At 73.1% G+C, this 24,563-nt stretch carries 24 protein-coding genes; 9 read left to right on the forward strand and 15 right to left on the reverse strand.

The genetic code is table 11. The features are described 5' to 3' along the window. Positions 1-76: 76 nt before the first annotated feature. The gene (locus tag ACIGXE_RS27525) at positions 77-1,231 is read left to right on the forward strand and encodes an adenosine deaminase (protein ID WP_399751551.1); all 1,155 of its coding nucleotides are present in this window, start codon (positions 77-79) and stop codon (positions 1,229-1,231) included. A 185-nt stretch (positions 1,232-1,416) separates the two neighbouring features. After that, the gene (locus ACIGXE_RS27530; RefSeq protein WP_399751552.1) at positions 1,417-1,833 is read left to right on the forward strand and encodes a hypothetical protein; all 417 of its coding nucleotides are present in this window, start codon (positions 1,417-1,419) and stop codon (positions 1,831-1,833) included. 71 nt (positions 1,834-1,904) lie between these two features. Here ACIGXE_RS27530 and ACIGXE_RS27535 read toward each other — a convergent pair whose 3' ends face one another. The 5 genes from ACIGXE_RS27535 to afsQ1 form a co-directional block, all read right to left on the reverse strand. Beyond that, positions 1,905-2,105 carry a PspC domain-containing protein gene (locus ACIGXE_RS27535; RefSeq protein ID WP_399751553.1) on the reverse strand — a complete coding sequence of 67 codons (201 nt, stop codon included), beginning with the start codon at positions 2,103-2,105 and terminating at the stop codon, positions 1,905-1,907. An 89-nt stretch (positions 2,106-2,194) separates the two neighbouring features. Continuing rightward, positions 2,195-2,833, reverse strand: coding sequence for a VanZ family protein (locus ACIGXE_RS27540; RefSeq protein ID WP_399751554.1), 639 nt, complete (start codon positions 2,831-2,833; stop codon positions 2,195-2,197). A 139-nt stretch (positions 2,834-2,972) separates the two neighbouring features. Further along, positions 2,973-3,599 carry a hypothetical protein gene (locus tag ACIGXE_RS27545; protein ID WP_399751555.1) on the reverse strand — a complete coding sequence of 209 codons (627 nt, stop codon included), beginning with the start codon at positions 3,597-3,599 and terminating at the stop codon, positions 2,973-2,975. Further along, positions 3,596-5,155, reverse strand: coding sequence for an ATP-binding protein (locus tag ACIGXE_RS27550; protein WP_399751556.1), 1,560 nt, complete (start codon positions 5,153-5,155; stop codon positions 3,596-3,598). The genes ACIGXE_RS27545 and ACIGXE_RS27550 overlap by 4 nt, the downstream gene beginning before the upstream one ends. Further along, on the reverse strand, positions 5,152-5,829 hold the full coding sequence (gene afsQ1 / locus ACIGXE_RS27555; protein ID WP_181019089.1) for a two-component system response regulator AfsQ1: 678 nt from the start codon (positions 5,827-5,829) through the stop codon (positions 5,152-5,154). Before afsQ1 ends, ACIGXE_RS27550 begins: the two co-directional genes overlap by 4 nt. 180 nt (positions 5,830-6,009) lie before the next feature. Here afsQ1 and ACIGXE_RS27560 point away from each other — a divergent pair, with 180 nt between their 5' ends. Next, on the forward strand, positions 6,010-6,729 hold the full coding sequence (locus ACIGXE_RS27560; RefSeq protein WP_399751557.1) for a SigE family RNA polymerase sigma factor: 720 nt from the start codon (positions 6,010-6,012) through the stop codon (positions 6,727-6,729). Between the two features lie 193 nt (positions 6,730-6,922). Here ACIGXE_RS27560 and ACIGXE_RS27565 read toward each other — a convergent pair whose 3' ends face one another. Next, positions 6,923-7,618 (reverse strand): uridine kinase, encoded by a 696-nt coding sequence (locus tag ACIGXE_RS27565; protein WP_399751558.1) that lies wholly within the window; start codon positions 7,616-7,618, stop codon positions 6,923-6,925. 61 nt (positions 7,619-7,679) lie between these two features. Between ACIGXE_RS27565 and ACIGXE_RS27570 the strand changes: the two genes are divergently transcribed. Next, on the forward strand, positions 7,680-8,072 hold the full coding sequence (locus tag ACIGXE_RS27570; RefSeq protein WP_399751559.1) for a hypothetical protein: 393 nt from the start codon (positions 7,680-7,682) through the stop codon (positions 8,070-8,072). Positions 8,073-8,127: 55 nt separating this feature from the next. Here the strand turns inward: ACIGXE_RS27570 and ACIGXE_RS27575 are convergent, their stop codons facing one another. From ACIGXE_RS27575 to deoC, 3 genes are read right to left on the reverse strand one after another with little or no spacing between them, the layout of a single operon-like run. Continuing rightward, a complete protein-coding gene (locus ACIGXE_RS27575) occupies positions 8,128-9,021 on the reverse strand; it encodes an aldehyde dehydrogenase family protein (RefSeq protein WP_399751560.1) in 894 nt (297 codons plus the stop codon). Beyond that, on the reverse strand, positions 9,014-10,450 hold the full coding sequence (locus ACIGXE_RS27580) for an aldehyde dehydrogenase family protein (RefSeq protein ID WP_399751561.1): 1,437 nt from the start codon (positions 10,448-10,450) through the stop codon (positions 9,014-9,016). The genes ACIGXE_RS27575 and ACIGXE_RS27580 overlap by 8 nt, the downstream gene beginning before the upstream one ends. A gap of 5 nt (positions 10,451-10,455) precedes the next feature. After that, complete coding sequence (gene deoC, locus ACIGXE_RS27585; RefSeq protein ID WP_399751562.1) at positions 10,456-11,415, reverse strand: deoxyribose-phosphate aldolase; 960 nt, start codon at positions 11,413-11,415, stop codon at positions 10,456-10,458. Positions 11,416-11,677: 262 nt separating this feature from the next. Between deoC and ACIGXE_RS27590 the strand changes: the two genes are divergently transcribed. The 3 genes from ACIGXE_RS27590 (at position 11,678) to ACIGXE_RS27600 (ending at position 14,452) form a co-directional block, all read left to right on the forward strand. Then, complete coding sequence (locus ACIGXE_RS27590) at positions 11,678-12,871, forward strand: hypothetical protein (RefSeq protein ID WP_399751563.1); 1,194 nt, start codon at positions 11,678-11,680, stop codon at positions 12,869-12,871. A 108-nt stretch (positions 12,872-12,979) separates the two neighbouring features. After that, on the forward strand, positions 12,980-13,621 hold the full coding sequence (locus ACIGXE_RS27595) for a class F sortase (RefSeq protein WP_399751564.1): 642 nt from the start codon (positions 12,980-12,982) through the stop codon (positions 13,619-13,621). 183 nt (positions 13,622-13,804) lie between these two features. After that, positions 13,805-14,452: a PH domain-containing protein gene (locus tag ACIGXE_RS27600; protein ID WP_399751565.1), complete on the forward strand. Its 648-nt coding sequence runs from the start codon at positions 13,805-13,807 to the stop codon at positions 14,450-14,452. 84 nt (positions 14,453-14,536) lie between these two features. On the opposite strand, the gene ACIGXE_RS27605 is transcribed toward ACIGXE_RS27600, so the two are convergent. From ACIGXE_RS27605 to ACIGXE_RS27620, 4 genes are all read right to left on the reverse strand, one after another. Further along, a complete protein-coding gene (locus ACIGXE_RS27605) occupies positions 14,537-15,700 on the reverse strand; it encodes a mannosyltransferase family protein (RefSeq protein WP_399751583.1) in 1,164 nt (387 codons plus the stop codon). 223 nt (positions 15,701-15,923) lie between these two features. Continuing rightward, positions 15,924-17,576: a phospho-sugar mutase gene (locus tag ACIGXE_RS27610; RefSeq protein ID WP_399751566.1), complete on the reverse strand. Its 1,653-nt coding sequence runs from the start codon at positions 17,574-17,576 to the stop codon at positions 15,924-15,926. 830 nt (positions 17,577-18,406) lie between these two features. Next, positions 18,407-19,210, reverse strand: a complete 804-nt coding sequence (locus ACIGXE_RS27615) for a purine-nucleoside phosphorylase (RefSeq protein WP_399751567.1) — start codon at positions 19,208-19,210, stop codon at positions 18,407-18,409. A 170-nt stretch (positions 19,211-19,380) separates the two neighbouring features. After that, positions 19,381-19,818: a gamma-glutamylcyclotransferase gene (locus ACIGXE_RS27620; RefSeq protein ID WP_399751568.1), complete on the reverse strand. Its 438-nt coding sequence runs from the start codon at positions 19,816-19,818 to the stop codon at positions 19,381-19,383. A 671-nt stretch (positions 19,819-20,489) separates the two neighbouring features. On the opposite strand from ACIGXE_RS27620, the gene ACIGXE_RS27625 reads away from it, so the two are divergent. After that, positions 20,490-21,929, forward strand: coding sequence for an NAD(P)H-quinone dehydrogenase (locus tag ACIGXE_RS27625; RefSeq protein WP_399751569.1), 1,440 nt, complete (start codon positions 20,490-20,492; stop codon positions 21,927-21,929). 235 nt (positions 21,930-22,164) lie between these two features. Then, on the forward strand, positions 22,165-23,094 hold the full coding sequence (locus ACIGXE_RS27630) for a DeoR/GlpR family DNA-binding transcription regulator (protein WP_399751584.1): 930 nt from the start codon (positions 22,165-22,167) through the stop codon (positions 23,092-23,094). A gap of 384 nt (positions 23,095-23,478) precedes the next feature. On the opposite strand, the gene ACIGXE_RS27635 is transcribed toward ACIGXE_RS27630, so the two are convergent. Together ACIGXE_RS27635 and ACIGXE_RS27640 are read right to left on the reverse strand one after the other, a co-directional pair. Further along, the gene (locus ACIGXE_RS27635; RefSeq protein WP_399751570.1) at positions 23,479-24,024 is read right to left on the reverse strand and encodes a TetR/AcrR family transcriptional regulator; all 546 of its coding nucleotides are present in this window, start codon (positions 24,022-24,024) and stop codon (positions 23,479-23,481) included. Positions 24,025-24,134: 110 nt separating this feature from the next. Continuing rightward, positions 24,135-24,563 (reverse strand): biotin/lipoyl-containing protein (locus tag ACIGXE_RS27640; protein WP_399751571.1); only part of this gene is annotated, 429 nt, incomplete at its 5' end.

A 24,563-nucleotide genomic window follows, 5' to 3' on the forward strand; every position in this document is an offset into this window, starting at 1 on the left:
CCGCACGGGAAAAACGCGGCGGGACGATGCGGTGCCAAGGGGCGCGCTCTACGCGCGTAGGCGTTAGAGTGCGAAAATGACGAGCCAGATCCCCAGCACCCCCTCGGCGGACCAGATCCGCCGCGCCCCGAAGGTCCTTCTGCACGACCACCTCGACGGCGGTCTGCGCCCCGGCACGATCATCGAACTCGCCCGGGCCCAGGGCTACGAGAGCCTCCCCGAGACCGAGCCCGACAAGCTCGGCATCTGGTTCCGCGAGGCCGCCGACTCCGGCTCCCTGGAGCGCTATCTGGAGACCTTCGCGCACACCTGCGCCGTCATGCAGACCCGCGAGGCCCTCGTCCGCGTCGCCGCCGAGTGCGCGGTCGACCTCGCCGAGGACGGCGTCGTCTACGCCGAGGTCCGCTACGCCCCCGAGCAGCACCTGGAGGGCGGTCTCACCCTCGAAGAGGTCGTCGAGGCCGTCAACGAGGGCTTCCGCGAGGGGGAGCGCCAGGCCCGGGCCAACGGGCACCGCATCCGGGTCGGCGCCCTGCTCACCGCGATGCGGCACGCCGCCCGTGCCCTGGAGATCGCCGAACTCGCCAACCGCTACCGCGACTCCGGCGTCGTCGGCTTCGACATCGCGGGCGCCGAGGCCGGCTTCCCGCCCACCCGCCACCTCGACGCCTTCGAGTACCTGAAGCGGGAGAACAACCACTTCACCATCCACGCCGGCGAGGCCTTCGGCCTGCCGTCGATCTGGCAGGCCCTGCAGTGGTGCGGCGCCGACCGGCTCGGGCACGGCGTGCGGATCATCGACGACATCGAGGTCGCCGCCGACGGCTCGGTGACCCTGGGCCGGCTCGCCGCGTACGTCCGGGACAAGCGCATCCCGCTGGAGATGTGCCCCACCTCGAACCTGCAGACCGGTGCGGCGGCCTCGTACCAGGAGCACCCCATCGGGCTGCTCCGCAAGCTGCACTTCCGGACCACCGTCAACACCGACAACCGTCTGATGAGCGGCACCAGCATGAGCCGGGAATTCGAATTCCTGGTCGGGGCTTTCGACTACACGCTCGACGACATGCAGTGGTTCACGGTCAATGCGATGAAATCAGCGTTCATTCCTTTCGATGAACGACTCGCGATGATCAACGACGTGATCAAGCCCGGTTATGCCGAGCTGAAGTCCGAATGGCTGTTCCAGCAGACGGCCACCACCAGCGACTCTTCCCGTCAGGCCGGCTGACCGGAGCCCTCGGAACGGAGTGCGGAGCGGCCGGGCGCACCACGCCCGGCCGCATTTCGGTGTTTGCGGTGCGCAATTTTGCTCGTTAGTTTGCGTAGCCGCTCCGCATTCTCCGCGTTCCCCATGCTCTCCGGGCCTTCCCGTCGCCCGAGACGCACCCGAGATTCCCTGAGGAAGATTTTCTGATGAAGCAGTCTGCCGCCAAGACGCTCGGTGTCGCCGCCCTCGGTGCCGCTTTCGCCGCTGCCGCCGCCGGAACGGCCACCGCCGCCCCGGCCTCGCTGCCGGCCGGCCCCGACGTGCTCGGCCTGGTCACCAGCACCGTGCCGCTGGGCGACGGCCTCACCGAGCTCCCCGACGGCGCGGCCGAGGCCCTCGGCGGCGGCGAGACCGCCCTCGGCAACGGCGTCGAGCAGGGCGTGAACACCCTGCCGGGCGCGGTCGAGCAGGCCCAGAACCTCCCGGGCGAGGTCCAGAAGCAGGCCCGCGACCTCCCGCTCCAGGGCGCCCAGAGCGGCCTCGCCGCCACCCCGCTCGGCGCGGCCGGCGGCCTCCTCGGCGGCCTGCCGGTGGGCTCCGCGCTGGGCGGCCTGCCGCTGTAAGGCCTCCCGCGGACACGCCCGAGGGCGCCCACCCCGTGACCGGGATGGGCGCCCTCGGCGTACCTCGTCGGCTACCAGGCCGTGCTCGGCGACTTCTCCGCCGGCAGCAGCACCCACAGCGCCAGGTAGAGCAGGAACTGCGGGCCGGGCAGCAGGCACGAGGCCAGGAATATCGCGCGCATCGCCCAGGCGGAGATGCCGAAGCGCCGTGCCAGCGCCGCGCACACTCCGCCGATCACGCGTCCGTCACGGGGGCGGGTCAGTGCGGCCATGGTGGGCTCCTTCGGAGTCTCGCGGGGGCCGTCCGTCCGGCTCCCGATCTGTCTCCATCCTGGCCCGGCGCGCCGGACAAAACGTTGGTCTACGGGGCGATCCCGACCCTGGGAATCGTCGGGGTCGCCCCCTGAGAAGACCGCTCCTTCCTCCTCCTGCCGGAGGAGGACCCCTCGGCGGAGCCGCGTCCGGGAGCGGCGGCGGAACCCCGGGCCGAACCCCGACGGGACCCCTGGGACGCGCCCGGACCGGCCCCCGGCGACGCGCCTGGGGCGGGCTTCCGGGAGGCCGTCCCCCGCGGACCGCGGCGCAGGCGCGCCCGGGCGGCCGGGACGACCAGGACGTGCGCCAGCGCCACGCCCAGGGTGTTCAGGAGCACCGAGTCCACGTCCACGACCTGCCCCGGAACGGCCGTCTGCAGCAGCTCGACCGCCAGCGACACCAGTGCCCCGGCCGCCGTCGTACGGGTCAGGGACGCCCACGGCGAGACGGTCAGCCGGCCGTCGGCCATCGGGAGCAGCACCCCGAGCGGGGCCAGGAGCAGCAGTCCGCCGGCGATCCGCCGGGCGGCCTCGGCCGGGCCGAGCGCCAGGTCGCCCCGGAGCCCCGCCAGCGGGGTCAGGTTGGGCGCGGTCATCCAGGCCACGTCGCGCGGCCGGAGCGTCACCCAGGCGACGAGCAGCAGATGGGCGAGGAGAAGGACGAACCCCGCCACGCGTACGACCACGGCGACACTGCCGCCGGAACTGCTCGAACCGCCCGAACCTTGACGCTGCACGCCCCCCAAGACGCGAGCTCCGGCGGAATCGGTTCCGCCGCTCGCCCGAAGGGTTTCGGCCGAGGCCCCCGAGCAGGTCCGCGACCGGTCAGGAGGCCGTGGCCGGCGTCGACGGAACCGCCGACTCCGGGCGCTCCTTCAGCTCCCGGGGGCAGCTGTAGCGGCGCGGCTGGTACGTGCCGGGGCCGCCGAGGACGACCGAGTCGCCGGCCGGGCCGCCCGTGCCGGACGCGCCCGCCGCGCTCTCCGCGAACGTGCAGACGATCTGCGCGAGCGCCGTCGGCGGCAGGTCCTCCGGCTGGCGGCTCAGCCGCAGCGTGCCCGCCGGGTCTCCCTTGTGGCCGGCCGTCACCACGAGCGGGCCCTTCACCGCGGTGGTGAACCCGGCCTCGCGCTCCTCGGCCGAGGGCTCGCTCCACAACTGGGCGAGCAGCGCCGAGGCCGTGCGCAGCGGATCGCCCGAGACCTTCTCCTCCGGCAGCGGCGACCTGCGTTCCACCGCCTCCAGCTGGGCCCCGCACAGCAGGTACACCCGCAGCGGCACTCCCTGGGCCGCGGACAGGTCCGCGCCGCCGGTGACGCTGCACGGCACGCGTGAGGGCGCCGCGCCGGCGTCCACCGGTACCGAGGTCGTCCTGATGCCGCAGCCGGTGACCAGTCCGGCGGCCAGGGTCGCGCCCAGGGCGAGCAGCGCACTTGTACGCCGACGTCTCAACTCTCCTCCACCTCGCCCTGGCTGCTGCGGGTCTGCAGCTCCCGCGCGATCCCCGAGGCGTCCCGGGGCAGTCGCAGCACGAACACCGCGCCGTCCACCTCGCCGTTCTCGTCCGTCGAGTTGGCGGCCGTGATCGAACCGCCGTGGATCAGCGCGTTCTCCATGGCGATCGACAGGCCGAGACCGCTGCCGTCCGACCGCGGCCGGGAGGCGCTCGCCTTGTAGAAGCGGTCGAAGACGTGCGGCAGGACCTCCACGGGGATGCCGGGGCCGTGGTCGCGCACGGCGATCACCAGCTCCTCCGAGGTCTCGCCGGTCTCATCGTCCTCGGTCCGCTCGGTCCGCACCGAGACCCGCACCGGCGAGCCGCCGTGCTTCAGCGCGTTGCCGATCAGATTGGCGAGGACGACGTCGAGGCGGCGGGGGTCGAGCCGGCACACGATGCCGCGTTCGGCGTCCAGGTCCACCGCGTCGAGCCAGGCCCGCGCGTCGATGCACGCGGTGATCTGGTCGGCGATGTCGACGTCGTCGAGGACCAGCCGGGCGGTGCCCGCGTCGAAGCGGGTCACCTCCATCAGGTTCTCCACCAGGTCGTTGAGCCGGCGCGTCTCGCTGACCACCAGGGCCACGGCCGGGGCGATCATCGGGTCGAGCGCGTCCTGCTCGTCCTCCAGGACCTCCGTCACGGCGGTCAGCGCGGTCAGCGGCGTGCGCAGCTCGTGCGACATGTCGGCGACGAAGCGGGCGCTCGCCTCCTCCCGCGCGCTCATGTCCGCGACCTTCTTCTGGAGCGACTCGGCCGCGCTGTTGAACGTCCGGGAGAGGTCGGCAAGTTCGTCGTTGCCGGAGACCCGCAGGCGGGTGTCCAGCTTGCCCTCGCCGAGCTGCCGGGCCGCCTCGCCGAGCCGGTGCACCGGGCGCAGCACGGTGGTCGCCGCGACCTGGGCGAGCAGCACGGAGCCGATCACGGCGAGGCCGGTGGCGATGCCGAGGGACCAGGCCAGCGAGTTGAGGTCGGCCTTCTCCGCCGCGAGCGACTTGAACATGTAGCCGGTCGGGCCGCCGCCGTCGATCTTCGTCCCGCCGACCAGGTACGGCGTCGAACCGCGCTGGGTCCGCTGCCAGAACAGGTGGTACGGGTAGGCGTTGGCCTCCGACACCGGGCGCTTCGTCTCCACGGCCGTCTGCAGCGAACGCGGCACGTCGGCGAGCGTGAACCTGTCAGGATTCGAGGCGCCGACGATCGGCTTGCCCGCGTCGCGCTCGCCGATCAGCAGCACGCTGTAGCCGGCGCTGCCGCTCGCCATCTGCTCAGCGGTGCGCCGCAGCTCGTCCTCGGTGGGCCGCAGGGGCAGGGAGGCCGCCCGGTTCTGCATCTCCTGGCGGAAGTCGTTCAGCGCGCTGTCCTGGGTGCGCTTGAGCACGGCCTCGCGGTTCAGCCAGTACGCGATGCCGGAGGCCGACACGGCCGCGGTGAGCGCGACCAGGGCGAAGACGACGACGAGCCGGAGCCGCAGGCTGGTGAACCGGAGCACCGAGATGATCCCTTTGCTCACGCAGGGACGTCCAGCCGGTAGCCCACACCTCGTACGGTACGGATCAGGGTCGGCGAGGACGGCACGTCCTCCACCTTGGCGCGCAGCCGCTGCACACAGGCGTCGACGAGGCGGGAGTCGCCCAGGTAGTCGTGCTCCCACACGAGCCGCAGCAACTGCTGGCGCGACAGGGCCTGTCCGGGCCGCCGGCTCAGCTCGAGCAGCAGCCGCAGCTCGGTCGGGGTGAGCTGGAGGTCCTCGCCGTTCTTCGTCACGGTCATCGCCGAGCGGTCGATCACCAGCGAGCCGAAGGTGGCCGAATCGGTGGACTCGCGCTCGCCGCGGCGCAGCACGGCGCGGATCCGGGCGTCGAGCACCCGGCCCTGCACCGGCTTGACCACGTAGTCGTCGGCACCCGACTCCAGGCCCACGACCACGTCGATGTCGTCGCTGCGGGCCGTGAGCAGGATGATCGGCAACTGGTCCGTACGCCGGATGCGGCGGCACACCTCGAAACCGTCGATGCCGGGCAGCATCACGTCCAGCACGACCAGGTCGGGCCGCTGTTCCTTCAGCAGCTTCAGACCGTCCTCTCCCGTCGCCGCGGTGGCCACACGGTGGCCCTGACGGGACAGTGAGAGTTCGAGGGCCGTGCGGATGGCGTCGTCGTCCTCGATCAGCAACAGGAAAGGCACGGCCTCATTCTGTCGCATGGGCCGTCCGAGTTCGACCGTCCCGTCGCTCCTCCCTCCCGCCCCCGCCCGGCCCTGGGCCTGTGACACGGCTGTGACAGTCGGCGGACACCGCCATGAAGTCGGCCGGGCAGGCTTTTCGACATCAAGGACGTACGGACTCCAACCGACGGGGGGCGCGAGATGAACGCACTGCACAGCACCACCTCAAGCGCAGTTGTCACGCGCCTCCACGACGTCACGCGGAGCACCGAGAAGTCCGGGGCCGTGAGCGGGCGGGGGTGCGTTCGCGGCGTCGGGCGTCAGCACAAGGCGCCGTACATGGTCGCCGTCGCTGACGGGGCAGCGGCGTACGGGGAGGTCACGGGGGAGCGTTCCTGCTCGGAGGCCGAGTTCACGGCCTACGTCCAGGAGCGCCGGGCCTCCCTGTACGCCACCGCCTACCACCTGACCGGTGACCGCTTCGAGGCCGAGGACCTGCTCCAGAGCGCGCTGTTCTCCACGTACCGCGCCTGGGACCGGATCAGCGACAAGGCCGCGGTCGGCGGCTACCTGCGCCGCACGATGACGAACCTGCACATCAGCGCCTGGCGGCGGCGCAAGCTCAACGAGTACCCGACCGAGGAGCTCCCGGAGACGGTGGGCGAGACGGACGCGATGCGCGGCACCGAACTGCGCGCGGTCCTCTGGCAGGCGCTGGCCCGTCTGCCCGAGCTCCAGCGCACGATGCTGGTCCTGCGCTACTACGAGGGCCGGACCGACCCGGAGATCGCGGAGATCCTGGACATCAGTGTCGGCACGGTGAAGTCGAGCATCTGGCGCTCGCTGCGGCGACTGCGCGAGGACGAGGTGCTGAGCTTCGGCCGTGACGAGGAGGAGTCCTTCGGCGAGCTGGTGGCCTGAAGGCGAGGGGGGAAACGCGGGGTCCACGGGGGAATCGCGGACCCTACGGGGGAATCGACGGGGGGACCGTACGGGGGTACGGGTACGGGGGAAAACGGCGAGGGCCGGGCAGGATCGGGGGATCCTGTCCGGCCCTCGGCGCGTTCGGGTTCGGCGGTCGGCGGTCGGCGCCGCCGGTCGCTGAGCGGTGGCGTCAGCGGGTCGCCGGGGTGCGGCGGCGGCCGGCCGCCGCGGCGGCCAGGCGACCCAGGGCCTCGTCCTTGGCACAGGGGTGCGCGCCGAGCGCGGTCTGGCGGGCGACGATGGAGCGTTCGGCGCGCATCAGGCGCCAGCCGCGGCGCAGCAGGAACGGAACCGACTTGCGGCCCTCCTTGAGGTCGCGCAGCAGCCGGCGGCGGAAGGTCGTCGAAGGGCGGCCGCGCAGGCACAGCGCGTCGGCGAGGACGCCGAGCTCGCGGCAGCGCTCCACGATGTCCGCGGCGAAGATCCCCTCCGCCACGAACAGCGGGGTCCGCTCGATGTCGAGGGTCTCGCGGTCCACCCGGGCGCTGGTGGCGAGGTCGTAGACGGGCACATGGGTCCGTCCCGTACGGCACAGCTCGGTGATGGCCGCCACGGCGGCGTCCGCGTCCCAGGAGAGCGGGGAGTCCCAGTCGATGTCCGAACTGCCCATGACGGTGGGCAGGGAGGGGTCGTCGCCCTCCTTGTAGAAGTCGTCGAGGCGCAGGACCGGCAGTCCGGTGCGGGCGGCGAGGGACGACTTGCCGGAGCCGGAGGGGCCCGCGAGCAGGACGACCCGGGTCGGGATCGGTTGGGAACTCACGGGACACCAGTGTGAACCATTACCCCGAAAAGGGGACCACCGAGGTGACCCGTTGGTATCGAGCATCACACCTCCGCTACCGTCTGTGGCCGCTCTGTCACCCCACGAAGCCGTTGGAAGGATCTCCATGGCGCGTCACGCACAGTCCCGGACCCCCGGTCGCAGCGCTCTGCTGAAGGCCGGACTCACCGTCACGGCGGCCGGTGCCGCCCTGCTCGGCGCGGGCGCCGCGGCCCAGGCCGTCGAGGGGGTCGGCGTGCCGCTGCCGGCCGACTCGCTGACCCAGGTGGACGGCGCGGCCGCCCTGGAGGGCGTCGGTCACGGTGTGGCGCCGCTGACGCAGCTCCAGATCGACCCGCTGGCCAACACGGGCGTGGACCCGCTCGACAACGGACTCGGCACGCAGGTCGCCGACTTCAAGCCGGTGGGCACGAACATGGCGACCGACCTCGTCACCAGGGGCGGCGCGCTCGCTGACCTGCCGGTGGCCGGTCCGCTCACGCAGGGGCTGCTGCCCTAGGGACGCGCGGCGGAGGCCCCGACCGACGCGGTCGGGGCCTCCGGCACGTGTGCGACTAGTACGAGGAGCCGCTCGCGCCCAGCGAACCCGTGGGGTGCCAGACGGTCTTCGTCTCCAGGAACGCGGTCATGCGGTCCGTGCCCGGGGGCTCGGTGAAGTCCTCGGTGCGGGGGCGCAGGACGCGCTTCAGGTTGTCCGCCGCGGCGATCTCCAGTTCACGGGCCAGGTCGGCGTCCGCGCCCGTCAGGTCGATCGCGTTGACGTCGAGGTGGGCCGCCAGGTGCGGGCCCATCTCGGCGGCCTTGCCGGACAGGATGTTGACCACGCCGCCGGGCAGGTCGGAGGTGGCGAGCACCTCGCCGAGCGAGAGGGCCGGGAGCGGGGACTTCTCGCTCGCGATGACGACGGCGGTGTTGCCCGTCGCGATGACCGGGGCGATCACCGAGACCAGACCCAGGAAGGACGACTCCTGCGGGGCCACGACCGTGACGACGCCGGTCGGCTCCGGGGTCGACAGGTTGAAGTACGGACCGGCGACCGGGTTGGCCCCGCCGACGACCTGGGCGATCTTGTCGGTCCAGCCGGCGTACCAGACCCAGCGGTCGATCGCCGCGTCCACGACCGCCGCCGCCTTCGACTTCGACAGGCCCTCGGCCTCGGCGACCTCGTGGACGAACTGACCCCGGCGGCCCTCCAGCATCTCGGCGACGCGGTAGAGGATCTGGCCGCGGTTGTACGCCGTCGCGCCGGCCCAGCCGCCGAAGGCCTTGCGCGCCGCGACGACCGCGTCACGCGCGTCCTTGCGGGAGGACAGCGGGGCGTTGGCCAGCCACTTGCCGTTGGAGTCCGTCACCTCGTACACCCGGCCGCTCTCGGAACGCGGGAACTTCCCGCCCACGTACAGCTTGTAGGTCTTGAAGACGCTCAGCCGCGCCGACGACTCAGACATCGAGGTAGGCCTCCAGACCGTGACGGCCGCCCTCGCGGCCGAAGCCCGACTCCTTGTAGCCGCCGAACGGCGAGGTCGGGTCGAACTTGTTGAACGTGTTGGCCCACACGACGCCGGCGCGGAGCTTGTTGGCCACCGCGAGGATGCGGGAGCCCTTCTCCGTCCAGATGCCCGCCGACAGGCCGTACTGGCTGTTGTTGGCCTTGGCGACGGCCTCGTCCGGCGTACGGAAGGTCAGCACCGACAGGACCGGGCCGAAGATCTCGTCGCGGGCGACGGTGTGCGCCTGGGTGACGTTCGTGAAGAGCGTCGGGGCGAACCAGTAGCCGGCCGTCGGGATCTCGCAGGCGGCCGACCAGCGCTCGGCGCCCTCGGCCTCGCCCTGCTCGACGAGCGTGGTGATCCGGGCCAGCTGCTCCTCGGAGTTGATGGCGCCGATGTCGGTGTTCTTGTCGAGCGGGTCGCCCAGGCGCAGGGTGCTCAGGCGGCGCTTGAGCGAGTCGAGCAGCTCGTCGTGGACCGACTCCTGCACCAGAAGGCGGGAGCCCGCGCAGCAGACCTGGCCCTGGTTGAAGAAGATGCCGTTGACGATGCCCTCGACGGCCTGGTCGATCGGCGCGTCGTCGAAGACGATGTTGGCGCCCTTGCCGCCCAGCTCCAGGGTGAGCTTCTTGTCCGTGCCGGCCACGGTCCTGGCGATGGCGCGGCCGACCGCGGTCGAACCGGTGAAGGCCACCTTGTCGACGTCCGGGTGCCCGACGAGGGCCGCGCCCGTGTCGCCGTAGCCGGGGAGGATGTTGACGACGCCCCGGGGCAGGCCCGCCTGGCGGCAGATGTCCGCGAAGAACAGGGCGGAGAGCGGGGTGGTCTCGGCCGGCTTCAGGACGACCGTGTTGCCGGTCGCCAGCGCCGGGGCGATCTTCCACGCCAGCATCAGGAGCGGGAAGTTCCAGGGGATGACCTGGCCGGCCACGCCCAGCGGGCGCGGGTTCGCGCCGTAGCCCGCGTGGTCGAGCTTGTCGGCCCAGCCCGCGTAGTAGAAGAAGTGGGCGGCGACCAGCGGGAGGTCCGCGTCGCGGGTCTCCTTGATCGGCTTGCCGTTGTCCAGGGTCTCCAGGACGGCCAGCTCGCGGCTGCGCTCCTGGATGATCCGGGCGATCCGGAACAGGTACTTGGCGCGCTCGGAGCCGGGCAGCGCCGACCACTTCTCGAAGGCCTTCCGGGCCGCCTTCACCGCGCGGTCCACGTCCTCGGCGCCCGCCTGGGCGACCTCGGAGAGGACCTCCTCGGTGGACGGGGAGACCGTCTTGAAGACCTTGCCGTCGGCCGCTTCGACGAACTCGCCGTCGATGAACAGGCCGTAGGAGGGCGCGATGTCGACGACGGACCGGGACTCGGGCGCCGGTGCGTACTCGAATGCAGATGCCATGTTGATCAGTCCACCGTCACGTAATCGGGGCCGGAGTAGTGGCCGGTCGCCAGCTTCTGACGCTGCATCAGCAGGTCGTTGAGCAGGCTGGAGGCACCGAAGCGGAACCAGTGGTTGTCCAGCCAGTCCTCGCCGACGGTCTCGTTGACCAGGACCAGGAACTTGATGGCTTCCTTCGTGTTGCGGATGCCGCCGGCCGGCTTCACGCCGATCTGCACGCCGGTCTGGGCGCGGAAGTCGCGCACGGCCTCCAGCATCAGGAGCGTGTTGGCGGGGGTGGCGTTGACCGCGACCTTGCCGGTCGAGGTCTTGATGAAGTCCGCGCCGGCCATCATGCCGAGCCAGGAGGCGCGGCGGATGTTGTCGTACGTGGACAGCTCGCCCGTCTCGAAGATCACCTTCAGGCGGGCGCGGTCGCCGCACTCGGCCTTGATGGCGGCGATCTGCTCGAACACCTCCAGGTAGCGGCCGGCGAGGAAGGCGCCACGGTCGATGACCATGTCGATCTCGTCGGCGCCGGCGGCGATGGCGTCGGCCGTGTCGGCGATCTTCACCGGCAGGGCGGCGCGCCCGGCAGGGAAGGCGGTGGAGACCGAGGCGACCTTGACGCCGGAGCCCTTCAGGGCGGCCTTGGCGGTGGCCACCATGTCGGGGTAGACGCAGACGGCGGCGGTCGTCGGGGTCGTGCGGTCGGTGGGATCGGGATTGACGGCCTTGGCGGCGAGCGCCCGGACCTTGCCCGGGGTGTCCGCGCCTTCGAGCGTCGTCAGGTCGATCATGGAGATGGCCAGGTCGATGGCGTAGGCCTTGGCCGTGGTCTTGATCGATCGCGTACCGAGGGACGCGGCGCGCGCCTCCAGGCCGACGGCGTCGACGCCGGGCAGCCCGTGGAGGAAGCGGCGCAGCGTGCTGTCGGACGCGGTCACGTCGGCGAAAGCAGTTGCTGCGGTTGCAGTGGTGGGCATGGTCACCAGTCGAGCATATCTACGCGCGTAGCGGCGTGTACAGGGGGACGCTCGTCCGTGCGTGCGAAAGCGCAGGTGAGTGCGGGGGAGCGAGGGGGCGGGTGAGTCCTGTCACACGCCCGTGACATGGAGCGGACAAGTCCCGTACGCAAGATCAATAACGTTTCTTCTGCAGCCAGCCAGAACTCACCGGCCTCCACCGAACGAGATGTCAGCGGCATGCGGCTCTCTCATCCACCACCTGACTGTCTCAGGAGTCGTTATGCGCACCGCCCTTCGCACCGCCGTCGCCGCCGCCCTCCTCACGGGCCTCGCGATCACCCCGGTCGTCGCCGGAACCGCCTTCGCGGCGGACGGCCCGGCCGCCACCGCGGAGAACAGCGGCACCCTCGTTCGGACCGAGACCCTCCCCAACGGCACCGTCGCCAAGATCTACAAGCTCGGCCCGACCTGGTACCGCGCCGAGAGCTTCAAGGGCGGCCAGTCGATCGGCACCATCGAGGCGGCCGGCCGTCCCGCGGCCGGCAACGACAACGGCAACTTCTTCGTCCTCTTCGAGGACGGCCGCACGCTCGCGTGGCAGGGCAACTTCACCACGCCCGCCCCCCTCGGCCTGTACCGGCTGGCCGACGGCACCGTCGTGGAGCTCGGCAAGAACCCGAAGGACGGCCGTTTCGGCCTCCAGCTGATCGACAAGAACGGCAAGGGCGGCGGCTTCACCTACGCCTACCACCCGGTGCGCTCGGTGTGGACCTACGGCAAGGCCGTGGTGGTCCTGGAGTTCGACGGCGGCCTCGCCGACTACGTCCCCGGCGCCGCCAAGCAGGGCAAGCCCGAGTACCTCGGCAAGGCCACCGGCAGCCCCAAGCCGACCCCCTCCCCGGCCAAGCCCTCGAAGCCCGCGCCCACCCCGCCGCCGGCCGAGATCATCAGCGGCCCCACCGCCACCGGCCCGTGCACCGTCACCGAGGTCATCGCCTCGTCCTACGGCAACGGCTGGACCGTCACCCTCACCAACGACCTGAAGAAGGGCCCCAAGGCCGTCCTCAAGGACGAGCACGGCAAGGTCCTGGACACGGTCGACCGCGCCCACCCCGGCCCGACCGGTCAGGGCTCGAAGATCGTGGGCGCCGACACCCGCACCCCGCGCTTCGGGCAGCACACCAACGGCGGCGACACCGCGCCGTACCGCTGGAACGACTTCCCGAAGCTCCCGAAGGACTGCGGCAAGGCCACCGCCACGCCCGCCCCCGCCACCAGCGCCCCGCAGACCGGCACCCAGGGCGGCCAGACCACCGTCGTCCCCAAGGGCGGGGTCGCCGCCGGCGCGGAGCTCGGCACCGTCGAGCAGGGCAACGACACCGCGCTGCTCGCCTCCTCCGCGGGTGCCGCCGCGCTCGTCGGCGCCGGCGTCGGCCTCACCGTCCTGCGTCGCCGCGCCACCACCCGCGGCTGACCGCCGGCAGCACTCCCTCGCGGCACACCCCTCACAGCGCCGCACACCCCTCGGCGGGCCGCCCTCCTCCTCAGGCGGCCCGCCGCACCTCTTTTCCGGAGCACGACCATGACCCGCCCCCGCCCCTTCCTCCTCGCCCTGGCCGGCGCCACCGCCGCCCTCGCGCTCTCCGGCTGCGCCGGGACCGCCGGCCCCGCCGCCTCGCCCGCGCGGTCGGCCGTTCCCGCCCCGCGCGTCACGACGACCGCCGCGCCCGCCCCGGCCGAACAGCTCGCGACCAAGCCGCTGGCGCGCTCCGAACCCGTACGCGTGCGGGTCCCCGCCGCCGGCGTCGACACCGGGCCGATCCTGAGGCTCGGCCTCGAACAGGACGGCAGCGTCCAGGTGCCGTCCGTCGCCCAGGCGGACCGCATCGGCTGGTACGACAAGGGCGTCACGCCCGGCGAGACGGGCCCCGCGATCCTCATCGGTCACTACGACACCGCCGACGGCCCCGCCGTCCTGCGCGACATCGGCCGCCTCCACGTCGGCGACCGGATCACCGTCACCCGCGCCGACGGCACGGACGCGGTGTTCCGCGTGCGCGAGCTGGAGCAGGTCGACAAGAAGGCCTTCCCGACGGACGAGGTCTACGGCGACACCACCCGCCCCGAACTCCGCCTGATCACGTGCGGCGGCGAACTGGTCGACGGGCACCGCCCGGACAACATCGTGGTGTACGCGGACCTGGTGACGCCCTCGACGGCGTGAGCCGGGGCGCGGGGGCGGGGCCGGATGTGCGGGCGGGGCCGAGCCGCGGGGGCGCGTCGGTGGGGCGCGTCGTTGGGGGCGCGTCGGTGCGGCGGCTCGGTGGAGCGGGCCGGTGGGCCGGGGGCCGCGGTCCCCGTCGAGCCCCCTACGTCCTCCTCGCGCGGCTGAGGCAGAATCGGGCGCATGACGACCCCCGAGCCGCCCGCCGCACAGCCCTCCGAGCCCGCCGAGCAGGACCGTGTCTTCCGGTCGCCCCTCGGCATCGCGGGCGGGGTCTTCCTGATCGTTCTCGCCGTGGTGTTCGGAGGCGACTCGATCATCCGCGGCGAGGGCCGCACGCCATGGCTGGCGCTCGCCACGATGATCTTCGTGATCCCGCTGATCGTGGCCTTCACCATCCGGCCCGCCGTCTACGCCAACAACCGGCGGCTGCGCATCCGCAACCCCTTCCGCACCATCTGGCTGCCCTGGGGCACGGTCGCCGACGTCCGGGCGAGCTACTCCAGCGAGGCCTTCACGCACGCCGGCGGCAGGTACCAGCTGTGGGCCGTCCCCGTCTCCCTGCGCCAGCGCAAGCGCGCCGCCCGGCGCGCCGCCACCGCCTCGCAGGACGACCCGCACGGGCGCACCTCCTCGACCGCCGACGTCCGGGACAGCAAGGCCCGTACCGCCCCCGCCGACCAGACGGTGGCCGACATCCGCGAGCTCGCCGAACGGTTCGCCGACAGCCCGGAGGCCCAGGGCGAACAGCGGATCCGCTGGGCGTACGAGATCATCGCCCCGGCCGTCGCGGGGCTCGTGCTGCTCGTCATCCTCTCCGCGACCGGCTGAGCAGACCCCGACGGCACGGGCGGCGGCGACCGCAACGGCCCGGCGAGCCCGGGGCACCGCCCCATGGCAGCCCGGCGCGCCGTCTCACGGCGGGCCGGGCCACACCAGCAGCATGTAGCCGCCCAGCCACGCCGAGGACAGGGCCGCGCCGCCCAGCACCACGGCCGCGGCCGCGACGCGGGCGCGGGACACCGCCAGGGCCACCGGGAGCAGGAGCGGGAAGCCGGGGACGAGGAAGCGGGCGCGCGGGAAGTAGACGCCGTCGCTGCCCAGCACGACCAGCAGCAGCACCCCGGTGAAGACGAGCAGCGGCAGCGGCTGGCGGTCCGCCACGCAGAGCACGTAGAGGGCCGCGGAGAGGACCAGGACGGCGGAGACCGCCACCAGGAAGAGTTGCGGGTGGCGGGAGTAGACCAGCAGCTCGCGCAGGACGCGAAGGGTGCCGGCGCCGCCGTCCCACTCGTTGCGCCAGGTCCGCTGGACCGCGAAGTAGCCGTCCCAGCGGCCGAGCCGTAGCCCCACCCAGCCCACGAAGCCCAGCCAGCCCAGCGGGGCCGTGAGGGCGGCCGCGAGGGCGTGCCGGTCGCCGCGCCGGGCGGCCAGGGCCGCCGTCACCGACACGGCCGCCGCCACCGCGATCCCCGTGGGGCGGGTGAGCCCGGCCGCCACGGCGAGGCCCGCGGCCCAGTCCCAGCGGCCGCTCAGGACGGCGTACAGCGCGCCCGCCGCGAGCGCCGTGAACAGCGACTCGGTGTAGCCCATCCACTGCACCACGGCGGCCGGCGACGCGCCCCAGAGGACCGCGAGGGCCGTGCCCGCACGGTGCCCGTGCAGCCGCTCGCCCACGGCGAAGATCCCCAGGGCGGCGAGCAGGGAGCAGACCCCGGCGAGGGCCAGCGCGACGGAGGCGCGGGAGCCGGGCGTGACGGCGGCGAAGGCCTTGATCAGGGCCGGGTAGAGCGGGAAGAAGGCCAGGTTGTTGTGGTTGGTGCGGGTGCCGAGCTCGTGGTCGTAGCCGTGGTCGGCGATCCCCAGGTACCAGCCCGAGTCCCACGACGTGGCGATCGTGGGCCACACCCCGTAGCCCTTGAGGTGCGCCCAGCGGCCCAGGACGAGAAGTCCGAGGAGCCGGACGGCCAGATAGCCGGCGAGGGCGGGGGCGGCCCGCCGGAGCAGCCGGGGTTGCGGGCGGGGAGCCGACCTGCGCGCGGCGGGCACGGAGGGACGCGGCGTCAGCACCGGGGGCACGGGGGACACCGGGTCACCCTGGCCCGGTGCACGCGGAGGCGGGGGCGGCGTTAGGACGTCTGCCGTATCGAATTCACTCGGACGGGACGGCCGGAGGGCCGTACGGAATCGTTTCCGTACGGCCCTCCGTGCGTCGGTGCGTCCGTGCGTCGGTGTGCCGGCCTTCCGTGCGTCGGTGTGCCGGTGTGCCCGGGTGCCGGCGCGTCGGTGATCCCGCGCGGGATCAGAGGCCGGCGGCCTCGGCGAGGTCCTTCTTGATCGCGTTGAGGACCTGGGTGCCCGTCGCGCGGGCCGTCGCCAGCTCGCTCGCGTCGGCGACCGGGACCACGACCTCCAGGTAGCACTTGAGCTTGGGCTCGGTGCCGCTCGGGCGGACGATCACCCGGGCCTTGTAGTCGCCCTCCAGGTGGTAGCGCAGACCGTCGGTCGGCGGCAGCGACTCGGTGCCCTTCGTCAGGTCCTCCGCCGAGACGACGGTGAGACCGGCGAGCTTGACCGGCGGCCGGTCGCGCAGCGCGGCCATCGCGTTGGCGATGATGCTCAGGTCGTCGACGCGCACCGACAGCTGGTCGGTGGCGTGCAGGCCGTGCGCGACCGCCAGGTCGTCCAGCAGGTCGGTCAGCGTGCGGTCGCGCTCCTTCAGCTCCGAGGCCAGCTCGGCGACGAGCAGCGCCGCCGTGATGCCGTCCTTGTCGCGGACGCCCTCGGGGTCGACGCAGTAGCCCAGCGCCTCCTCGTAGCCGTAGCGCAGGCCCTCGACACGGGCGATCCACTTGAAGCCGGTGAGGGTCTCCTCGTAGCCGACTCCGGCCGCCTCGGCGATGCGGCCGAGCAGCGAGGACGACACGATCGACTCGGCGAACACGCCCCGGGCGCCCTTGTGCACCAGGTGCTCGGCGAGCAGCGCGCCCACCTCGTCACCGCGGAGCATGCGCCAGCCGCCGTCCACGGAGGCGTCCGGGACGGCGACGGCGCAGCGGTCGGCGTCCGGGTCGTTGGCGATCACGATGTCGGGGTCCACGGCGCGGGCCGCCTCGAAGGCGAGGTCCATGGCGCCGGGCTCCTCCGGGTTGGGGAACGCGACGGTCGGGAACGCCGGGTCGGGGTCCGCCTGTTCGGCGACGAGCGCCGGGGCGGGGAAGCCGTGCCGGGCGAAGGCGGCCGTGAGGACCTCCTTGCCGACGCCGTGCATAGCCGTGTAGACGGTCCGCACGGTGCGGGGGGAGCCGGGGGAGAGGACGGCGTCGGTACGGGCCAGGTAGGCCTCCAGGACCTCGTCGCCGAGCACCTCCCAGCCGCTCTCCGGGCGGGGCACGTCGGCGAGCGCGCGCACGGCGGCGATCTCGGCGGCGATCTCGGCGTCGGCGGGCGGGACGATCTGCGAGCCGTCGCCCAGGTAGACCTTGTAGCCGTTGTCGCGGGGCGGGTTGTGACTCGCGGTCACCTCGACACCGGCGACGGCACCCAGATGCCTTATCGCGTACGCCAGTACGGGCGTGGGCAGCGGGCGGGGCAGCAGCGCGGCGCGCAGGCCGGCACCGACCATCACGGCGGCGGTGTCACGGGCGAAGTCGGCGGACTTGTAACGGGCGTCGTAGCCGATGACGACGAGGCCGTCGGTGCTGCCCTTGGCCCTGAGGTACGCGGCGAGGCCGGCGGCGGCCCGGATGACCACGGCGCGGTTCATGCGCATGGGGCCGGCCCCCAGCTCGCCGCGGAGCCCGGCGGTGCCGAACTGCAGCGTGCCGGCGAAACGGGCGGCGAGCTCGTCGTCGGCGCCGCGGTCGAGGAGCGCGCCGAGCTCCTCACGGGTCTCCGGATCGGGATCCTCGGCGAGCCACGCCTGGGCCCGGGCGAGGAGGTCGTCCTGCGTCACGGTGGTGTGCCTTTCGGAGTGTGTGCGGTCGGAGCGGAAGCGTGCGGGCGTTTCGAGCGAGGTCTCTTGTCTTCCCCACCCCGCCCCTTCCCGTAACCGGGGGCTCCACCCCCGGACCCCCGGGAACGGGGCGGTGCGGACCGGGGCGTGCGTCCCGGTCCCTGGGGCCACGGACGGACCCTGCGGGGTCCGGCGCGGGTGGGACGTACGTCCCGCTCCCCCGGAGGAGTCGGACGGACCCCTGCGGGGTCCGGGGGTGGTGTGGGCGGGGGCTCGTCCCCGGCCCGAGGGGCTGGGGACGGACCCGTACGGGGTGGGGCAGGGCGTTCGTCCCAACCCCAGGGCCGGGGAACGGGCCCGGACAGGTCCGGGGTCGCGCCCCGCCTCCCCCGTGCCGGACCGGAGTTCGGGTCGGGAGCCTGGCCGGTGCCCCGGTGGAGGCCGGACCCCGAGGCGGGGTGGCCTCCACCCCGGCCCGGGGGCGGGGGCTCTTCGCCCCTGGTTCCCCGCCGGCTGGACTTCGTCCACGAGCTGGGGCCCTGGCTTTCGCCCGGGCCTGTGCCCCGGCTTTCCCCGAACCGGGCCCCTAAGGTCCGTCCCGGCCCGGGGAGTTCCGGCCTCGGGCTCCCGCCCCCGCCGGCCCCGTGGGCTTGCCCCGCCCCGCCCCGCGTGGACTGGCGACTCTGCGGCTGCACGGGCCGTGCCCGGCCCCGCAGGGTGCGGGATGGGCACGGCGCTTGTGTGGAGGCGCCGGTCTTCGGGGGCCGGGGCTTGGCGCCGGTTTCCGGGAGGGCGGGGTGGGGGGGAGAGAGACGGGTCGCGGGGGTGGGTCAGATGCGGTCGAGGACCCGGGTCAGGAGCTCACCCATGCGCGCCGCCGAGTCGCGGCCCGCCTGGAGGACCTCCTCGTGGTTCAGGGGCTCGCCGGAGAGGCCCGCCGCGAGGTTGGTCACCAGGGAGATGCCCAGGACCTCCGCGCCGGCCTCACGCGCCGCGATGGCCTCCAGGACGGTGGACATGCCGACCAGGTCGCCGCCCATGACGCGGACCATGTTGATCTCGGCCGGGGTCTCGTAGTGCGGGCCGGGGAACTGGACGTACACGCCCTCCTCCAGCGTCTCGTCGACCTCCTTGCACAGCGCGCGCAGCCGCGGCGAGTACAGGTCGGTGAGGTCGACGAAGTTCGCGCCGACGATCGGCGACGCGGCCGTCAGGTTGATGTGGTCGCTGATCAGGACCGGCTGGCCGGGGCGCATGCCCTCGCGCAGGCCGCCACAGCCGTTGGTCAGGACGATCGTCTTGCAGCCCGCGGCGACGGCGGTGCGGACACCGTGCGCGACGGCGGCGACGCCACGGCCCTCGTAGTAGTGGGTGCGGCCGAGGAAGACCAGGGCGCGCTTCTCGCCGATCTTGTACGAGCGGATCTTGCCGCCGTGGCCCTCGACGGCCGGCGGCGGGAAGCCGGGCAGTTCGGTGACCGGGAACTCGGCCTCGGGCGCGCCGAGCGCGTCGACGGCCGGCGCCCAGCCGGAGCCCATGACCAGGGCGACGTCGTGGTTCTCGACGCCGGTCAGCTCGCGAAGGCGTGCGGCGGCGGCCTCGGCGGCCTCGTACGGGGTGGCAGTAGCGTTCACTGACTCTCTCGCCTCGGGGAGGGGGGTCCGAGGGGAGCCCCGGACGGATTTGATACGCCCAGAAGCGTAGCCCGAGAATCCCTACGCGCGTAGATGACGTTGCGGACGGAGCTGCGATCGTTGTCTTGTCGTTTCCGACGAAGAGATCCCGGCCGCCGCCCGCACGGCCCTCAGCAGGGGCGCTTGCGCAGCTCCATCACGTAGTCGTGCGGCGCGCCCGCCGACTCGGCCGCGTCGGCGACCTCGCCCAGGTAGCGGGCGGAGGGCAGGCCGCCCTCGTACGCGTTGAGCACGTACACCCAGGCCGGCTCCTCGCCGTCCAGCGTGTGCACCCGGACCCGCATGCGGCGGTAGATGTCGAGACCGACGCCCTCCCAGCGGTCCATCGAGTCCTCGTCCATCGGCGCGATGTCGTACAGCGCGACGAACACCTGGGACCGCGGCGCCTCCACGATGGTGGCCAGCGCTCCCTCCCAGCCCATCTGCTCCCCGCCGAAGGTCAGCCGCCAGCCGTTGAGCCAGCCGGTGCCGCGCAACGGGGAGTGCGGTGCGCGGCGGGACATGAGCCGCGCGTCGAGGTTGCCGGCGTACGCGGCGTAGAGCGACATGGGGTCGAGGGTACGGGAGGGCGCGGGGTGGGTGGCGAAGTCCTGGGGCGGGAAGCCGACCGGCCCGATCCGCGCGGGTCCGGACGGCCCTCCGCGGCCCCCCGAGGGGCCTCGGGGGGCCGTCGGGGCCAGGTGGGCTTCCCCGCGCCCGGGCCCGCCGGAGTGTGGGGGCAGGGGCCGCCCTCTCCCGGCCCCGCCGGTACGCGGAGGGCAGGCCCGTCCGGCCCGGCCGGTGCGAGGGGGAGCCTCCTTCAGGCTCCGCCGGTGGGAGGAGGGGAGCCCCCTTCCGGCCCTGCCGGTGGCGAAGCGGGCAGCCCCCATTCCGGCCCCCCGGTGCGGGAGGGCAGCCCCTCCCGGCCCCGCCGGTGCGTGGAGGGCAGCCCCCTCCAGCCCCCGCCCGGTGGCAAGCGGGCAGGCCCTGCCGCCACCGCCGAGGCGCGGCGGGCAGGCCCTCCCGCCACCGCCGATACGCGGCGGGCAGGCCCTCGGCCGGTGGGCTTCGCGGTCCGCGGTGCGACACCCGCACACGCCATTCCGCCCCCGCCGCGTGCCACGCCCCCGCGTGCGGGAGAATGGAGCACGCACTTGAAGCGTGCGGGACAATGGCGTACGCACTGCAGCCCAGCGGGGGGACCTCCCCGGCAGAACGAGAGCGCGAGGCGTAGATCCCAGTGACCCGGATCGTGATCATCGGCGGCGGACCCGGCGGATACGAGGCGGCCCTGGTGGGCGCCCAACTCGGCGCGGAGGTGACCGTCGTCGACTGCGACGGCCTCGGCGGCGCCTCCGTCCTGACCGACTGCGTCCCCTCCAAGACCCTGATCGCCACCGCCGAGGTGATGACCACCTTCGACTCCTCCTACGAGGAGCTGGGCATCATCGTCGCGGACGACACCCCGCACATCGAGCAGGCGGCCCGCGTCGTCGGCGTGGACCTGGGCAAGGTCAACCGCCGTGTGAAGCGGCTCGCGCTCGCCCAGTCGCACGACATCACCGCCTCCGTCACCCGGGCCGGCGCCCGCGTCCTGCGCGGCCGCGGCCGGCTCGACGGCCGGCAGGCGATGGACGGCTCCCGTCAGGTGATCGTCACCGCCGCCGACGGCAGCGAGGAGACGCTCACCGCGGACGCCGTGCTGATCGCCACCGGCGGTCACCCGCGCGAGCTGCCGGACGCCAAGCCGGACGGCGAGCGGATCCTCAACTGGACCCAGGTCTACGACCTCAAGGAGCTCCCCGAGGAGCTCATCGTGGTCGGTTCCGGCGTCACCGGCGCCGAGTTCGCCGGTGCCTACCAGGCGCTCGGATCCCGGGTCACCCTCGTGTCCAGCCGCGACCGCGTGCTGCCCGGCGAGGACCCGGACGCCGCCGCCGTCCTGGAGGACGTCTTCCGGCGGCGCGGCATGAACGTCATGGCCCGCTCCCGCGCCGAGTCCGCCAAGCGGGTCGGCGACCGCGTCGAGGTCACCCTCTCCGACGGCCGGGTCATCTCCGGCACCCACTGCCTCATGGCCGTCGGCGCCATCCCGAACACGGCCGGGATGGGCCTGGAGGAGGCCGGCGTCCGGCTGAAGGACTCCGGACACATCTGGACCGACAAGGTCTCCCGTACCTCCGCCCCCGGCGTCTACGCCGCCGGTGACGTCACCGGCGTCTTCGCGCTCGCCTCGGTGGCCGCCATGCAGGGCCGGATCGCGATGTACCACTTCCTGGGCGACGCCGTGGCGCCGCTCAACCTGAAGACCGTGTCCTCGAACGTCTTCACCGACCCCGAGATCGCCACCGTCGGCTACACGCAGGCCGACGTCGACGCCGGCAAGATCGACGCCCGCGTCGTCAAGCTGCCGCTGCTCCGTAACCCGCGCGCCAAGATGCAGGGCATCCGGGACGGCTTCGTCAAGATCTTCTGCCGCCCCGGCACCGGCATCGTCGTCGGCGGCTGTGTCGTCGCCCCGCGTGCGAGCGAGCTGATCCATCCGATCTCGATCGCGGTCGACAACAATCTGACGGTCGAACAGATCGCAAACGCTTTCACCGTGTACCCCTCCCTGTCGGGCTCGATCGCGGAAGTGGCACGGCAGTTGCACACCCGAAAGACCGCCGCCGAGGCCTGAGCACCGCGGCTGTCACCGACCGGTCGCCGCCCCGGCCTGCGGGAACGGTTCACCGAGTCGGACAACCCCCGGCAAGCCGGGGCATAGAACGATCAACGGCGGGGCCCCTATATCACTTGGGGGCCCCGCCTGTGCGCATCTTCTGCAATTCGGCGCATACTGCTGAAAAGTATCGGCCAGTCACGTTACTGTCAGTTTCGTGTTCGCTGCAGAACGTCGCCAGTTGATCCTCGAAATGGTGCGCGCCAATGGAGCCGTGTCGCTCCGCGAGCTCGCCCGCGTCGTCCAGACCTCAGAAGTGACCGTACGGCGAGACGTGCGGGCGCTGGAGGCAGAAGGACTCCTCGACCGCCGGCACGGCGGTGCGGTACTGCCGGGCGGATTCACGCGAGAGTCCGGCTTCCCGCAGAAATCCCATCTCGCGACCGCCGAGAAGACGGCCATCGCCGACGTCGCCGCCGGCCTCGTCGAAGAGGGCGAGGCCATCGTCGTCGGCGCGGGCACGACCACGCAGGAGCTGGCCCGCCGACTCGCCCGGGTGCCCGGGCTCACGGTCGTCACCAACTCGCTGCTGGTCGCCCAGGCCCTGGCCCACGCCAATCGCGTCGAGGTCGTCATGACCGGCGGCACCCTGCGCGGCTCCAACTACGCCCTCGTCGGCAGCGGGGCCGAGCAGTCGCTCCAGGGGCTGCGGGTCTCCCGGGCCTTCCTCTCCGGCAGCGGACTGACCGCCGAGCGCGGCCTGTCCACGTCCAACATGCTCTCCGCGAGCGTGGACCGGGCGCTCGTGCAGGCGGCGGCGGAGGTCGTGGTCCTCGCCGACCACACCAAGCTCGGCACCGACACCATGTTCCAGACGGTGCCGACGGACGTGATCACCCGCCTGGTGACGGACGAGCCGCCCGCCCACGACGAGCGCGCCGCCACCGAGCTCCAGGCCCTGGCCGACCAGGGCGTGCAGATCGCGGTGGCCGGCACGGGTTCCGGCGGGCACGGAGGCGAGCAGCACCCCCCGGGCGGCCGCCCGCGCCGTGAGCTCCCCCTGCCGGGGCAGCGCGGCCGGATGCCGGGCGGACAGTTCCGCGGCGGCCCGGGCAACCCCCTTACGAGCGAGGTCCTCGCCCCGGAACGCCCGGTCCGCGTCGCGGACATGCGCCGCCGCTGAACGCGAACGGGCCTCCGAACGGCCGGTCCGTGTCGCGGACATGCAGCCGCCGATGAGCGCGAACGGGCCTCCGAACGGCCCGGTCCGCACCGCCGGCGCTCAGGCTCCTCCAGCTCCTCCAGCTCCTTCAGCTCTTCCGGCTCCACCGGCTCTTCCGGCTCCACCGGCTCTTCCGGCTCCACCGGCTCCACCGGCTCTTCCGGCTCCACCGGCTCCCCCGGCTCCCCCGGCTCCCCCGGTTTCTCCGACTCCTCCGGCAACTCCACCGGCCCGCACCCCCCACTGCGCGGCGCCGCGGCCGTGGAGCCGCGGCCGTGGAGCCAGGCGTCAGGCCGCCGTGCCGGACCGGAGCGGACGTCCGGCCGTCGTCGCGCGGGAGCCTCCCTACGCCTTCAGGCCCCGTACCGTCAGGTCCAGCAGTCGGTCCGCCAACTCCGGATCCTCCGGCGAGCGTTCGGCGGCCAGCGCGATGCCGTTGGTGAGCTTCATCAGGTCGGTGATGGAGACGTCCACGCGGACCCGGCCGGCCTCCTGGGCACGGCCGAGGAGGCGCATGCCGGCCGCGCGCAGCGGCTCGCTGCACTCGGCGAGCGCCGGACTCCGCTCGTGCGAGGCGGACATGAGCGCGACGGACAGCCCCCGGTACTCGCCGGCGTGGGCGATCAGGGTCCGCAGCCACGCGACGAGCGCGGCGCACGGGTCGGGGGCCCCGGCGAGTTCCGCCGAGCGGTCGAGGAGGGCGGTGAGGGCCTCCTGGAAGACGGCGCCGAGCAGGGCCTCGCGGCTCGGGAAGTGGCGGTAGAGGGTGCCGATGCCCACCCCGGCCCGGCGCGCGATGTCCTCCAGGGAGGCGTCCGTGCCGTGCGCGGCGAAGGCGGCGCGGGCCTCGGCGAGCAGTCGCTCGTGATTGCGGCGCGCGTCGGCGCGCATACGGCGTCCTCCCTCGTGCGGTGTCCGGTGGCGTCCGGTGTGGCGAAGGGCCCGCCGGCGGTGACGCCTGCGGGCCCTTCGTACCGTACCCCGGTGCTCCGGGGCCGGGTTCAGTCCTTGATCTCGCAGATCGCGGCGCCGGAGGTGATCGAGGCGCCGACCTCCGCGCCCAGGCCCTTGATGGTGCCGGACTTGTGGGCGTTGAGCGGCTGCTCCATCTTCATGGCCTCGAGGACGACGACGAGGTCGCCCTCCTTGACCTCCTGGCCCTCCTCGACGGCCACCTTGACGATGGTGCCCTGCATCGGAGAGGCGAGGGTGTCGCCCGAGGCCGTCGGGCCGGACTTCTTCGCGGCGCGGCGCTTCGGCTTGGCACCGGCGGCCAGGCCGGTACGGGCCAGGGACATGCCCAGCGACGAGGGGAGCGAGACCTCCAAGCGCTTGCCGCCGACCTCGACGACGATGGTCTCGCGGCCGGTCTCGTCCTCTTCGGCCTCGCCGCCCGCGGGGGCGAAGGGCTTGATCTCGTTGACGAACTC

The sequence above is a fragment of the Streptomyces sp. NPDC053431 genome, assembly GCF_044544925.1.
GTDB lineage: Bacteria > Actinomycetota > Actinomycetes > Streptomycetales > Streptomycetaceae > Streptomyces.